The 14,776-nt window shown below is 31.1% G+C and carries 17 protein-coding genes; all 17 read left to right on the top strand.

Going from position 1 to position 14,776, the window contains the following annotated elements:
- Positions 1-21 precede the first annotated feature (21 nt).
- Positions 22-1,224 (top strand): dsDNA nuclease domain-containing protein, encoded by a 1,203-nt coding sequence (locus tag BXY64_RS20900; RefSeq protein WP_120241917.1) that lies wholly within the window; start codon positions 22-24, stop codon positions 1,222-1,224.
- The gene (locus BXY64_RS20895; protein WP_147376069.1) at positions 1,214-1,648 is read left to right on the top strand and encodes a three component ABC system middle component; all 435 of its coding nucleotides are present in this window, start codon (positions 1,214-1,216) and stop codon (positions 1,646-1,648) included. The genes BXY64_RS20900 and BXY64_RS20895 overlap by 11 nt, the downstream gene beginning before the upstream one ends.
- Entirely contained in the window at positions 1,645-3,510 is a 1,866-nt protein-coding gene (locus BXY64_RS20890) for a DUF3732 domain-containing protein (protein WP_120241915.1), read from the top strand. The genes BXY64_RS20895 and BXY64_RS20890 overlap by 4 nt, the downstream gene beginning before the upstream one ends.
- A 113-nt stretch (positions 3,511-3,623) precedes the next feature.
- Positions 3,624-4,424 (top strand): hypothetical protein, encoded by an 801-nt coding sequence (locus BXY64_RS20885; protein WP_120241914.1) that lies wholly within the window; start codon positions 3,624-3,626, stop codon positions 4,422-4,424.
- A gap of 306 nt (positions 4,425-4,730) precedes the next feature.
- Positions 4,731-5,279 carry an NADAR family protein gene (locus BXY64_RS20880; RefSeq protein ID WP_120241913.1) on the top strand — a complete coding sequence of 183 codons (549 nt, stop codon included), beginning with the start codon at positions 4,731-4,733 and terminating at the stop codon, positions 5,277-5,279.
- A gap of 21 nt (positions 5,280-5,300) precedes the next feature.
- On the top strand, positions 5,301-5,840 hold the full coding sequence (locus tag BXY64_RS20875) for a hypothetical protein (protein ID WP_120241912.1): 540 nt from the start codon (positions 5,301-5,303) through the stop codon (positions 5,838-5,840).
- Positions 5,841-6,034: 194 nt separating this feature from the next.
- Positions 6,035-6,586, top strand: coding sequence for a cytochrome c oxidase assembly factor Coa1 family protein (locus BXY64_RS20870; RefSeq protein WP_120241911.1), 552 nt, complete (start codon positions 6,035-6,037; stop codon positions 6,584-6,586).
- Positions 6,587-6,596: 10 nt separating this feature from the next.
- Positions 6,597-7,154, top strand: a complete 558-nt coding sequence (locus BXY64_RS20865; RefSeq protein ID WP_120241910.1) for a hypothetical protein — start codon at positions 6,597-6,599, stop codon at positions 7,152-7,154.
- Positions 7,155-7,276: 122 nt separating this feature from the next.
- Complete coding sequence (locus tag BXY64_RS20860) at positions 7,277-7,633, top strand: hypothetical protein (protein WP_120241909.1); 357 nt, start codon at positions 7,277-7,279, stop codon at positions 7,631-7,633.
- Between the two features lie 110 nt (positions 7,634-7,743).
- A complete protein-coding gene (locus BXY64_RS20855; protein WP_120241908.1) occupies positions 7,744-8,472 on the top strand; it encodes a DUF805 domain-containing protein in 729 nt (242 codons plus the stop codon).
- Between the two features lie 76 nt (positions 8,473-8,548).
- Positions 8,549-9,274 carry a TlpA family protein disulfide reductase gene (locus BXY64_RS20850; protein WP_120241907.1) on the top strand — a complete coding sequence of 242 codons (726 nt, stop codon included), beginning with the start codon at positions 8,549-8,551 and terminating at the stop codon, positions 9,272-9,274.
- A 99-nt stretch (positions 9,275-9,373) separates the two neighbouring features.
- Complete coding sequence (locus BXY64_RS20845) at positions 9,374-9,880, top strand: hypothetical protein (protein WP_120241906.1); 507 nt, start codon at positions 9,374-9,376, stop codon at positions 9,878-9,880.
- 124 nt (positions 9,881-10,004) lie between these two features.
- Positions 10,005-10,814 (top strand): endonuclease/exonuclease/phosphatase family protein, encoded by an 810-nt coding sequence (locus tag BXY64_RS20840; protein WP_170150724.1) that lies wholly within the window; start codon positions 10,005-10,007, stop codon positions 10,812-10,814.
- A gap of 235 nt (positions 10,815-11,049) precedes the next feature.
- Positions 11,050-11,925, top strand: coding sequence for a helix-turn-helix domain-containing protein (locus BXY64_RS20835; RefSeq protein WP_120241904.1), 876 nt, complete (start codon positions 11,050-11,052; stop codon positions 11,923-11,925).
- Between the two features lie 104 nt (positions 11,926-12,029).
- The gene (locus tag BXY64_RS20830; RefSeq protein ID WP_120241903.1) at positions 12,030-12,848 is read left to right on the top strand and encodes an enoyl-CoA hydratase/isomerase family protein; all 819 of its coding nucleotides are present in this window, start codon (positions 12,030-12,032) and stop codon (positions 12,846-12,848) included.
- 82 nt (positions 12,849-12,930) lie between these two features.
- On the top strand, positions 12,931-13,809 hold the full coding sequence (locus BXY64_RS20825; RefSeq protein ID WP_120241902.1) for a radical SAM protein: 879 nt from the start codon (positions 12,931-12,933) through the stop codon (positions 13,807-13,809).
- Between the two features lie 21 nt (positions 13,810-13,830).
- Complete coding sequence (locus tag BXY64_RS20820) at positions 13,831-14,706, top strand: radical SAM protein (protein WP_120241901.1); 876 nt, start codon at positions 13,831-13,833, stop codon at positions 14,704-14,706.
- The last annotated feature ends 70 nt before the right edge of the window (positions 14,707-14,776 follow it).

Here is a 14,776-nt window from a genome sequence, read left to right as displayed (position 1 = left end):
TGGAATATAAAAGAAGGAAAAATGAGTTCATCAGCAGCAAAGACTATAATAGGATTTGATTATCAATATTACTATTTTCTATACTTACTTCTCAATTTAAAGCAAGGTGAGAAAATAGGATATGAAGTCAAAGATGATATTCACCTAGATAAACATGATGGAAAAAAAATTCTACTTCAATTAAAGCACACCCTTGATTCAGAGAAAAATTTAACGGAAAAAGATTCTGATTTATGGAAAACACTTTATAATTGGTTATCAGATATTAAAAAAATTGAAACCAGAGATGAAAGGATACAAGAGATAAAAAGTACATCATACGTATTAGTAACTAATAAAAAATTCAGTTCACAGAATGAATTATTAGTCAAACTAGGGAAGTTACAAATATCTGAAATCGATTATAGCGAATTTGAACAATACGTTAAGAGTTTGAACTCCAGTAATGACGATATTAAGAAATATATGGAATTTTTACAGAGCTTACCAAAATATCTCTTAATTAACTTTTTTAATCAAATTTCTTTTTCATTCTCAGTAGATGAAATTATTGATAAGATAGAGTTAAGACTGCAAGAGCTATTTATTAAAAAGGAATACGTTAGTGACGTATTTTCTTGCTTAGATAGCAATATCCGCAAAGATTTCTATTTAACAACAAAATCACATGGAATAAATGAAATATCATTTAATGATTTTCAACTTAAATATGTAAACTGTTTTAATTTTGGTCGTACAAATAGGTTGCCAATTCGGGAATTTGACGATGCAATCCCTCTAAATCCATTAAATCAATTATTCATTAAGCAGTTAGTTGAAATAGGTGATGTAGATTCGTCCGAAGAAGATATTATAAGGGAATATACAAGGCTAAAATTATTGATGTATAATAACTTAAAAACTTGGAATATTAAAGGTGAGTTAACAACACAGCAAAGTGAGAAGTTTACAAAAAATTGTTTGACAATATGGCGTAGTTTGTTTAGGGAAAGTCACCGCCAAAATATAAAGGATTTGTCTAATGGGCTAACTGTTGATGATATTCAAGAGAAAATTGAAGTTGCAGGTCTTAATTGTTTAAATGAAATTCGAAAATTAGAATTAACAATTGATGGTGAAGTACTCGATTACGAAGTTAGCAACGGACAGTTTTATTTACTTTCTGATATTCCTAGTATAGGTTGGCATGTCGAATGGAAGAAAAAGTATTTGGATGAAAAATAATATACATAACAATGAAGCTATTTCTGCAGCAGTTCTATCTTCATTTATTAAAGAATATGGCGAGATTGAATATGCTAAAATCGTTTTGATTTTACCTTTTCTTTTGAACCCAAATTTAGTTCGTTTTTTAAAAAATAAACGAACAATAATTAGAAGTTTTGAAGAGCTAATTGCTAAAAAAGGTGATTTGCTAATTAATTTTACTGCTCGATTTAATGAATTATTGCCTGTCTCAATAAACGCTATTTATATTTTATCACAGCTTAAGTATATAAAATTTGAGGACGGAAAAATTGAGCACAATAAACTGCTTGTTGTTAATAGTAAGCGAGTCGAAGAAATAAAGGCTGCTATACCGACTTTGTCTTCGCTATTTAGTGAAAATACTTCTTCAATGTATTTAAAATTAAGAATTCAATTATGAAGTTTTATATAAAAAAAATACTTCTTTGGCTTAAAGATTCAGAACAGCCAAGAGAGCTTGAATTTAAACCAAATAAAATTAACGTAATAACAGGCGCTCCTGGTACTGGTAAATCCTCAATTTTAGCAATAATAGATTATTGTTTACTGGGTAGTGAGACAAAAATTCCTGAAGATATTATAAATGAAAATATTTTGTGGTATGGTTTGGATTTTAAGATAAATGGTAAGGATTATTTTATTGCACGTCAAGGAATAGTAAACGAAGTACTATCTTCATTTTTATACTTTTCATCAAACGGAGAAATTCCTGATGAATTATCCGGAAATATCGGATATACAGAACTAAAAAGAATAATTGAGACTGATTTTGGTGTAAATCAAGATTTAGTAATACCTTATGGTGGGAAAAAGATTAAAGCGGGCTCTAAAATCTCCTTTCGATATTTTCTTTTATTCAATACTCAATCAGAAAATGTTGTAGACAATAGCAATACGTTTTTTGATTTTGACCTTTATGATAGTGAGAAATATAGAGAAGCACTTGATAGAATATTTGATTTGTCGATTGGTGCTCTAAACCAAAAGAATACACTAATCAAGGAAAAGGTTCAATCTCTAAACAAAGAAAAGTTAAGCCTAGAAAGAAAACAGAAAATTTTAGAGAAAGAATATAAATTATTTAGTGAAAAAATACTTGAATTAATATCAAAAGCTCAAGAGTATGATTTAATTGAGTTTAAATTATTTGAAATACAGGAAGGATATAGTCGGCTTAAGCATCTAATTTCAGATTATAAAGAGGATAAGATTTCCACAGATATTTCCTTATTAGAAGAATTATATAGTCGCAGAAGAAATATTGCGCGAACCATACGTAATATTAAAGCTTTTGATTCTGAATATACTCAATATCAGAAAACTCTAAAATTCGATTTTGACAGTTTATTGCCAATTCAAGCTATTAGTGAAAGTAGTCAAGAATTGATAATTAATCCAGAAGTAGCACATTTCATAGAAGGCTTAGAATCCGAATTAAGAAAGATTAAGCAAGCTATTTCGGGTAAAAAATCTATGAATAATAACCTAAGTTCTAAATTAAAAGAATTAAACGAAGAGCTTAAGGATGTGCAAGGTAAAATAGACACCATGCCAATGAAATCCAATGATTTTAAGAATAATGTTTCAAAATATATATTCATTGGAGAGCTTAAAGCAAAATTGGCATTCTATGACAAGGAAACTGAGCAAAGTTCTGAAATAGAAAATAGAATAGAGGAGATTGATGATGAATTAGAGTTACTAAGTCAAGGATTAGAGCAAGACGCATCAGAACGTAGGATTTTGCTTGAAATGTTAGAAAGCTTTATTCAAAAGAATATTGACGAATGTAAATCATTAGGTAATTATACAAAATACAAAGCATTCTTTGACACTAAGAAAAAGGTTTTGAAACTTAGAAAACCAGATAAAGCAAGTCCTATAAATCAAATAGGTAGTAGTTCTAATCATATGTTTCTTCATCTATTTTTATTCCTAGGTTTACATGAACACTTTATTAACCTGAAAGTCCCATATATTCCAAGCTTCTTAATACTAGACCAGATAAGTAGACCATATTTTGATATGTCTGTTCAGACAGAAGGTAAAGAAACTAAAGTATCAGAGGATAAACAAAAACTTACTGATGCATTAACTCTTCTTAATAGTTTTATGGATAGAGTATTACAATATGAGGATGCTGAATTTCAAATTATTTTGTTAGAGCACGCGTCTAAGGATTATTGGGAGAATGAAAAACTATTGCATTATCATTTAGTTGAAGAATTTAGATTTGGCAATGCGTTAATTCCTAATAAATAATAACAACGAAACGCCAACAATGTGTCATACGCAATATGCCTGCCGCAGGCGCAACACAGGCAAACTGCGCATACACGCAACGTTGTATGCAATAATAAAACCAAGATTACTCTATGATTGAGTTTTTAATAAAATACAAAGAACTGATTGTTATTTTCTCAGGAATTGGGACTTTCATTTCTGCATTGATTGCTGTCTTTACTTTGAAAGAAGTAAAAAAACAAAGGTTGTCATTATACCAACCTGATATTCTCATAAAATCATTTTTAGTTTCAATTTCAAAAAGTCCTCTTCACAAGGAAAATGAAGAATTAATAGAATATAAAACTTGTGATTTTAACGATTACTCAAATAACTATAATGAAATAGAATTTGAAGTGTCCTCGAAGTATAAAATAGACAATCTAGGTTTTGGGATAGCAAAAAATATTAAGTGCACTTGGCAATTTGACACAAAAAAAGCCATCAAAAAAATAGAAAAATTATTGCCGACTAATTATCAATTTAGTTGGCATAAAAATTTGAACTTATATTTCTTGAACAACCTAGAAAATGAAGATTTTCACTATTCTGCGAATGCGAATATCGGAAGACAAGAGATTGATTATATTTCACCAATAAACGTCCAGAAAAATAATCATTTACATACTATTCCTGAGATTGTTATTTTCACTCATTATCTTTTCCTTCTTTTTGAGAATAACTTAACAGATAAAGAAGGAAAGAATTTTAACGTATTTGAGTTTTGTGATTATAAATTCCCAAACCCTGTTTTAAAGGTGGAATACAAAGATTTAAATGGGAAAAAATATAAATATGAATATAAATTTCAACTTTCCGCAGTTGACACCCAAGTTCAAGAGAAGTTAGATTTGACAAAGGAATTTGCTTATCTACATTTTGAATTAATATAAAATTACAGCATACAACAATAAATTTAGGTCATTTGGCAGATATCGGTAAATTAGAAGTGAGTACAATTAATAAAATATATAGCGGTTTGACAGTTTGGAGCTTTGAAATGCCAAACTCTTGCTAGCGAGAGCATGTAGCTCGTGCTCTGCGTAGCATAATTCTTTTCTGCCCAATGGCAGAGGTCCGAGCTATAAGCTCGAACCAGCAGAGACTAAAAACACATTACATTGAATGAATAATGGGGAAATAAACGCAATTGCTTGTGTTTGTACATATGTTACAGCTTATTATAAGAAAAGAAATAAATGAAATATAATATTGATAGAATACAAAAGGATTTTCGGGCAAGTAAGAAACAGAAGTTCTTATTTTTCTGGGGACACCAAAAATTAAAAAATGCTGAAATCGGACAGACTTGTTTAAGTCAATGGTGGTCTTCTGAATTTGAAATAAAAGGAATTAAATATTTTTCTGCAGAACACTATATGATGGCAGAAAAGGCAAGACTATTCAATGATCAAAAAAACTTAGAAAGAATAATAAATTCAAAATCACCTGGACAAGCAAAACAATTTGGACGTGAAGTTACTGGATTTAAAGAAGAAATTTGGATTCAAAATAGATTTGAAATTGTTAAAGAAGGAAACCTTGCGAAATTCGACCAAAATGAAAGCTTGAAAGAGTTTCTATTATCAACCAAGAAAAGAATATTGGTTGAAGCAAGTCCAGTGGATACAATTTGGGGAATTGGACTTGCAAAAGATAATGAACACATTGAAAATCCATTAAAATGGAAAGGACTAAATTTATTAGGTTTTGCACTAATGGAAGTTCGAGAACAATTATTAAAATAATAACAAGCAAAATCAAGCCTGATGACAAAATTACTAATAATATTATCAATCATTACCCTAAGTTTTTCTGGTTATAGTCAGGAAAGTAAAAGAAATTTTAAAAATGTAAGGGGAGAAGTCACTTGGCAAAAAGTATTTGAAAGTGAACTTCAAAAGAGTGCCATTAAAGAGTATTTTCGAAACTCAGGCATTTTTAAAGAAATTGAATTTACAGATAATGGCTTAACGGGCGAATTACGACTATTCGAACCAGACCATAGAGGTGCAGGCTATTCTGTATTCAAAGCTTCTGATTTAATTTATGAATATTATCATTCTGCTTTTGTTTCAATACAGTTTAAAGAATCACGATATCGCGTTACCATTAATAAAATTACTTTGATTAAAAAAAAGGATAACTCATCGGGAAGTCAAGGAAGTATAGAGCTTTTGAATGCGCATGCAATCACTAATAAAGGTCTCTTTGGAAGATTATTTATTAAAAATTCAGTACCTATTTACGATTATACTTTCCTGAAAATGTTTGAGCCTAAAAACATTGGTAGTGATGATGATTGGTAGACTTGATTCAACTACTGGTGAAAACTCCCCCGCTGCCGCACGAAACGAAGTTCGATAAAATCAATCCCTTCGTGTGGCTTCATATCTAAAGCAAAATCTCACGAGAGGACTAGTAATGGGTTGATGTTTATTTTAAAAGGCAATTTTATTCACGAATAAAGTTTTTTTTAAGATTAATAATAGAGAGTTTTAGAATGAAAAAATTCCAATTGGCAAATACAATAGGAGCAATTTTATGGTGTGTTGGATTTACTTTAGAAAGATTTGATCTTTATCCATACTATAATATTGGGTTATATGGAGCTCCTCCGATTATCTTTATAGGGATACTGATGACATTCAGTTATAATGTAAAAAAGAGAGGATTGTTTCCAAGTTTATCTGCACCCACAAATACATCCGAAAAAATTGAAGACTATATAAAGCACTATCAAGAAATATGGATGATCGTGATTGTATTGTGGGTTATCATTGTTCATATTACAACTGCATCATTTAAAACTTCAAAACAATTTCAAGCAGCTGTTGAACACATCAAAAAAGATTCAACCATTCAGAAAAAGATCGGGGGATTTAAGACAACAGGTTTTTCGGTGGAAGGAACAATGGGACACGTTAAAAGTAAAAGTGAATTCTATTTTACTGTGGTTGGTAATGTAGATCAATTAAAAGTAAATGTTGTGGTTGATCCTATTGGTGAAGGAATGTTTGAAGTAACCAATATTGAATATGAAGAAATAAAATAACAATACATAAATGAAGAAAAATTTACTAAGTCTATTATTCTTTCTTTCAATTACATTTTCCTATGCTCAAGAAAAGAATAAACCTGGAACGGAAAAAGTTTTGAGAGTGAACTTTCTAAATCCTGGTGTTGAAATGGAATGGCCAACAGGCACTTATTCTACATTTTCTGCTGAACTTGGAATCGGATATGGTGGTGGATATCCCGATCTGACTTATGCCGGGAATGGATTTATTTATGTCATTAGTCCTTTCTTAGATGTTCAGCAAAAATGGTTTTTCAATCTGAACAAACGAAAGAGAAAGAATAGAGTAACTGATAATAACTCTGGAAACTTTGTTTCTTTAAGGTTTATAACCCGTGGAAGCTCAATTGCCGAGAACGTTTATCGAACTTCTGATTCCGATTTCGCAATTGGTCCTACTTGGGGAATTCAAAGGAAATTTGGAAAAAACTTTCATTTGCTTTTTGATATTGGACCTCAATACTATTTCGATACTCATGGAAATGGAAATATTTGGCCAATAATGTTGCAAATAAACTTAGGTTTTGATTTAAAGAAGAAATAAAAATATTTAAACTCGGCTAGCGCGAACTTGTAGCTCGTATTTTGCAAAGGTAAAAGTGATAAGGAGACTAAACTAACTGCTTGTGTTGATATACAATTAGTATTTTATTATAAAAAAAAGAAATGAAAGTATTCTGCAAAAAATGTAATGTTGAATTGACAAATGAGTTGGTAGAGTTATCAGATAGAGAATTATTAACAGAAGATGATGGTAAAGATTTTTTACCCAAAGGATATTACTTCGTAAGTGATGGAGGATATTTTACAGCTTCTGAAGGCAAAATAATAATCAACCTTAAAGATCTTATAAATACTCAAAATCATAATGATTTTAAAAGACTTAATGGTTGTTGCGATCTTGACGGAATGGATGGAATTAATAAGGTCTGTAAAAACGGACATGAAATAGGAACTGTGAAAAAAGATTGTTGGATGCCACACTGTATAATATTTGAATCTAAGCTTGTAGATCCTAAATGATAGAAACCCGCTAAGCCATATTGGTGTGCGATTCTATCGCATTCATATCTAAAATAAAACCATATGAGCGGACTTATGCGATAGTAGGGAAAATATAAAATAATACATATATGAATCCATTTAAAACAAAAGGAAGAATTACCATAAAAGAATATGCTTGGAACATAGCAATTTCCATAGCCATTTTGACAGGAGTTGTAAAGATTTCAAACTTTATGATTGATGATTTACAAGGGGTATCAAGTTTTTATGAATCTTTTGGATCTGTTCTTTTAATTGTAGGAGTGATATTTTTTCTAATATCAGTAGCTTCTTACAGTGGCAGAAGACTTCAGGATATAGGTAAATCACCATCGGGTTTCGTGACAATATTCATTCCCTTATATAATCTTTATATGATAATGATTCTATTCTCTCAAGTAGGATTTGGAAATAATATGTATGGGCCCGAAGTGACAAGAAATGAAGTTAAGGACAAAGTATATTTACTAAGGTTAATCTCAATAATTTTAATGGTTACGATTTGCGATCAGGGCTTTCAATCCTATAATGAAAAACTACTACAGAACTTTCTGAATGCTCCTGAGAAAAATGATCTATATGTAATTAAAACAGATCTGGATGGACAATATAAGTATCAGTTATACAATATCACTAATGTTTCTGATAATCAGATCAATTTTGCTGTGGCTAACTATGTTTATATAAGTACTTCTGAAATAAAGAAGGACATTGAAAGCAAAGAAATTAAGGCTTCTGAGTATTTTATAGAAAATATAACTGTTGATCGAGAAAGTTTGAATCCCCAAAAAATAGAAAAAATCATTAGATACTATTAAGTGTATTCTTTAGTTAATATGGGCTTGTAGCTCGTATTTTGTGAAAGCAATAGGAAGTATAATAATAATTCAGAATATGAAATATTTAATAGCAGCAGTATTATTACTCATTTCGATGAATTCATTTTCTCAAACGACATATTACACTACTGATGGGAAAAATAGGATTACAGAAGCTGAAGCGAATAAAATCCTTTCTGAGCAAGTTGAGAAAATTAGTAAAGTAATGGGAAAACAAGTATATGGAAATTTAACGATTACCACTACTGAAAGGAAAAAAGACTCTATTATTTCAAGAATAACATTTACAATTAATTACAATAAGCCTGAAAACCCGAAGAATTCAGGACAGTTATCTGCATATAAAAACAAGGAGTTTCCAAAATTTGACTTGAATACTTTGGCAAATGAGAAATTTAATTCGGAGCAATTAAAAGGCAAACCAACCATTATAAATTTTTGGTTTACAGGATGTGCACCTTGTGTTGACGAAATGCCAGTTCTAAATAAAATCAAAGAAAAGTACAAAGATGACTTTAACTTTGTTGCTATCACCTATGAGAAAAAAGAAGACGTAACGTCTTTTTTGGAAAAGCACCCTTTTGAATTTCAGCATTTGGTGGATGCGAAAGATTTCATCGATCAATTAGGTATAAAAACATACCCAATGAATTTGTTTTTGGATAAAAATGGAGTTGTAAGAGATGTTAAAGGAGGAATTCCATATGAAAGCATGGAAGGAGAAGAATTGAAAATGGGAGAAGGAAATGAATTTATTAAGATTATAGAAAAACTAAGATGACTCTCCGCAGATGTGCGATTCTATAGCGTTGCAAATCTAAAAAAGAACAATATGTGAGGTCTCGTGGGATAGCCGGGGGGAATTACACTTATAATTAAAATGAGAATAAAAGAAACTATTTTTGGAATTCTATTATTTGTAACAATGATTATTGGTTTTTTTACAATATATATAATAGTAAGTCAGACTATTGTAAATTACGAAAAGCCATATCTTTTTGGGGCAATTTTTATTGTTCTAGGTATTCTGTTTGGAATTAAACTATCAAAAAGGATTAATCGGGATAAAGCAATTAAATATGATTATACGCTACCTTTTTACTTATCAATTATTTTTGTGGGGCTTCTAATGTTTTCTTCTACCATATGTAATGAGAGGCTTTCAGAAACTTCGGATTATAAAGTAATAGTTGAAAATAAAGATTATAGCCAGGGTTATCGTGGTAGTTCTGGCACATATACTCTATACTTTTATATTGGAGATGAAAGAAAACGATTAGTTTGTAGTGAAGAATTAGGAGAAACAATAAATAGAGGAAATGAAATTGAGATTCGTTTTCATAAAAGTAAAGTTGGATTTGATTTCATTACCTATATTGAGAACTAAACCATGATTGTGGGAGCTTGTAACTCGTATTTTCAAAATCAATAACAAGAGTAACAACAGGGATTTATATAAAAATCACCCATTATTTAAGAAAATGATAACCCATAGAATAAAACCAAACCTAATGAAAGAAAACGCCATGAAAAGAATAATGCTAATTGTATTGTGTGTGTGCATGTGTGTGTGTTATGCATGCGAACAGAAACAAATTACGAAGCTGAAAGTAATGTCTTATAATATCAGGCACGGAGAAGGAATGGACAATGTTTTGGATTTATCGCGTGCAGCAGGAGTAATAAAAGAACAAGCTCCTGATTTGTGTGGCTTGCAAGAGGTTGATAATTCTTGCTTGCGTACTAACAAGATTGAACAAAGCTCTTATTTGGCTGAAAAAACACAGATGACAGGAACCTTTAGTAAATTCATGGACTTTGATGGTGGTGAATATGGTATGGCCACCCTGTCGGCAAAGCCTATCATTTCAACAAAACGATTACAATTGCCTGATGGAATAGCAGAAGCTCGCTCTGCCATAATTCACGAAGTGCAAATTGCTAAAGCCTGTACAATTGTATTTGTAAATGTTCATTTCGATTGGATAGAAAGTGAAGAGGGAGTGTCTTCTCGTTTAAACCAGGCCAAAGCGCTGATGCAATATTTGGATGCTATCAACAAAGCAGTAATAATAACAGGCGATTTCAATTGTTCACCAGCTTCTCCTACAATGAAATATTTTAATGAGCAGGGTTTTGAGTTCATAAACAAAGGAGAGGATAATTTAAGCTTTCAGGGAGAAACAAAAGTTGAATTGGATCATGTTATTTTTCGAAATACAAATGATATAAAAATTAAGGCGATAAGTATTGATTTGTTGGAGGAACCTATCGTATCTGACCATCGTCCTTTGGTAGCAGAATTGGAAGTGGAGTATTAATATCCCCTGGTAATTGCGCTTGTTGATTGTGTTTTGCAAAGGCAAGATTGATAAGAAGAGTAATGAATTGTATTAATATACAAATTGGTACTGGACTTCATGAAAAAACAGGAAGTTACAAAGTGATTATTTGGGCGATTATTCTAAAAAATCTCTTTAAAAAAGAGATATACAGTTGCCAATCAAAAAATATAGCCTTACTTTTTGGCTTCGCTCAATATTACAATTTAAATATATGAATACCGATATCCCATTAATAGAGTGTACATCTAATCGATTTAAGAAAGATGGAATAAAAATCCTTAGCATTGATGACTTAAAAAACAGAGATAAGAGTGAGAGGTATGAAAGACCTCACCGTTTAGATTTTTACATGTTTGTTTTTTACACAGAGGGGAAAAGCAAACATTTAGTAGATTTTAATTGGCATGATATAAATAGGAATACATTGGTTTATTTAACTCCGGGGCAAATAAATGCTTTTTCTTTTGATAATGAGAGCAAGGGGTTTGTTATTATTTTTACGAAAGACTATTTGAAGAAGCAATTAAGTAGGATTCCTAAAGACGCAATGATATGTCTGTTTACTCCTCATTTATTTAGATCTGCTTTTTATATACCCGAAAAATCAAATACAGAAAGTTATATTCAACTTTTATTTAATGAGTATAATACTGATGAACCTGATACTAATAATGACCATATAGTTGATTCCTTATATGTTATCATTTTTTCGAAAATAGAACAATTAAAAACACTAAATGCTTTGTATCCAAAAGAAACAGACAAGCTGGATACATTTTTAGAATTCTTACATATTTTGGAAACTGACTTCTCTAAAAGTAGAAACGCCGATTATTACGCCAAGAAATTAAATATAACTTACCAGCAATTGAATCTTATTTGCAAAGAGATTGTGAATAGTTCTGCAAAGCAATTTATTGACGTATTTATAATAACAGAGGCCAAAAGAAAACTAGTTAATTCTAATATTAAAAGTAGCGAACTGGCCTTTTCAATGGGGTTCGAGGAGTCTACAAATTTCATTAAGTATTTTAAGAAAAACACCAGATTAACCCCAAATCAATTTAAAAAACGATATTCAGAATGATTATTTAGCGAAATTTACCCTTTTTGCATTCAAATTGATCTTGTGCCAGATCTCATAGCCTCCTAAATTTGTACTTGATTATAAATCAAAAAAATAAAGGAATTATGAGTAAATTAAGTATTACAAAGAAAGAGGGTGTTGCAAATGTGATGATTAGTAATCCACCAGTTAACATTTTAACTATAGAAGTAATAAAGGAGGTAAATGCTTTTATTAACTCACTTAAGGATGATAAAGAAATCAAGGTAGTATTATTTAAATCATCTAATAATCAGTTTTTTTCTGCTCATTTTGATCTGAATTTAATCAATGGAACTCCAGAAGGAATATCGGGTTCTACTGAGTTTAATAATATGATTGACAATATCAAAAACATGAAGCAACTTTCAATAGCTTTTGTTGATGGAATTGCACGAGGAGGAGGAAATGAATTCGTTATGGCCTGCGATTTAGCTTATGGTACAGAGAATGCTGCTTTTGCACAACCAGAATTAGGAGTAAACATACCTACTGGTGGTCAGGGAGCTGTACAATTTGCAAGAAGAATGGGGAGAGGTAAAGCTCTTCAGGCTTTACTAACAGGAGCTGATTATACTGCCCAACAGGCAGAGAAATTAAATATCATTACTCAGTTTATACCTAAGTCAGAGGCTGATACATTTTTGGAAAAGATGCTTGCTGCAACAAGAAATCTAGACCTTAGAGATATTGAAATGTATAAAGAAATTGTAGAGACTTCAATCAGGGATGAGAAAGCTGGTGCAAAATTAGAACTACGTTATTTTCTAGATCGCGCCAGGGAGGATAAAACCCAAGCTATCTTTAATGCTTTCCTAAAACATGGTGGACAAACCGAGCGCGAAGCATCTGATTTTCCAGGATTGTTTGCAGATACTGCAGCAGAACTTTCCAAGCAGCAATAATTTAAATGTTTGCTAACAGTAAGTCTAAGTGGGAACATTCATTTTGTTCCCACTTAATTATAAATGCGAATTATTATAGTTTATGAATTTTGAAGGAACAACTTATAGACCGCCTGTAGAGGCAAATAGTATGCTATTACAAGTTACAGTTGGATGTGCTCATAATCAATGCACCTACTGTAATATGTATGACGATGTTAAATTTAGAGTAATAAATACAGATCAGATTGAAAAGGATTTAATAGAGCTCAGAAGGATTTATAAAAAGGCAGAACGTTTTTTTTTAGTTAATGGTGATGCATTTGTTTTAAGTGCCAATAAATTGAAAAAGATTTCTGAGTTGATCAAGAGATATTTTCCAGAGTGCAATACAATATCTATGTACGCTTCAATTCAAAATATTCAATCTAAGAGTGACAATGATCTTAGAGAGCTGAAAAATTGTGGCATAAATGATTTATGGGTAGGTGTTGAATCAGGCTGGAATACCGTGATTCTTGATATAAATAAAGGGTACACAGTTAAAGAAGCAAAAACTGAACTTTCAAGACTTAGTATTGCAGGAATAAACTATATGGCAGGTTTAATGCTTGGTGTGGCCGGAAAAGATAAAGGAATAGAAAATGCCAAGCATACAGCAGATTTCTTAAATGAAACAAAACCAAAACTAATTTGGGCAGGTACTTTGGGATTATTTGAGGGAACACCTATGGCGGAGGATGCAAAAAAAGGGATTTTTTTACCTGCAACTGAAATTGAAATTCTTGAGGAAGAGAAAGCTTTAATTAATGGGATTACATTGACTAATGTTCCTTTTTATGGTATCCACCCTACGAACACATTTCCTGTTATTGGCAATTTACCTGCTGATAAACAAAGTATGATTGATAAAATAAATGACGGAATTAACGAAATGGGAAGAGCAACACTTTCACAATCTTTTCAGCGTAATTCATTATAAACTTCACAATTAAAGTAGAATATGAGATACGAAGGTAAAATTTTTAGGCCACCGCCAGAGGCAGATAGTTTTTTATTACAATGTACAGTTGGATGCTCTCATAATAAATGTACTTTTTGTGGTATGTACAAGGATCGTAAATTTCGAATTCGAAGTGTAGAAGAGATTATTGGCGATATAAAAATGGCAAAGGTTAGTATGGGAAGACGCTTGCTCAAAGTTTTTTTATGTGATGGAGATGCTATTTCTATGAATACAAAAGATTTACTTCGCATTTTATCAGAACTTAAGAAAGCCTTTCCTTTTCTTCAGAAAGTAAGTACTTACGCAGGCCCTCAAAGTACTCTTAATAAAAGTGCCGAAGAACTAAAGCTTTTAAAAGAGGCTGGTCTAAACAAAGTATATCTTGGTGTAGAGACTGGAGATGATGAGTTATTGAAAGTTGTGCAAAAAGGGGCGAGCTCCTTAGAGATTATAGAGGCAGGTAAAAATATTGTTGGATCAGGAATTAACTTAACAACAATGGTGATGTTAGGTTTAGGAGGTCAGGATTCAGGTAAGCATATTATGGCTACATCTGAGCTTATTAATGAGATTCAACCTCAAAATGTCGGTATTCTGACAACAGTTCCTGTGGAAAACACTTCGTTATATAGAAAAGTAAAAAATGGAGAATTTCAACTTCTAGATGCCTATGAAATACTGGAAGAGATGAAATTGTTAATTGGAAATATTAAGGTGGAAAATATTTTAGTAGATGCAACTCATAAATCGAATGTTTTATCTTTATTAGGTAGTTTGCCAAAGGATAGAGGTAGATTAATAAAAGAAGTTGAATATGAATTACAAAATAAAAATCCAGAACTAACTGGAAAAGCATATATAGGCGATTTTTAATTAAAAAAAATATCCTAATGCATGATTCTATCATGTTCCATTTCTAAAGCAAGATCAAAGAAGATAACTG

The sequence above is a fragment of the Marinifilum flexuosum genome, from assembly GCF_003610555.1.
Taxonomy (GTDB): domain Bacteria; phylum Bacteroidota; class Bacteroidia; order Bacteroidales; family Marinifilaceae; genus Marinifilum; species Marinifilum flexuosum.
Note: the sequence above shows the minus strand (reverse complement) of the source record. Positions and strands in the feature narration are given on the sequence as shown.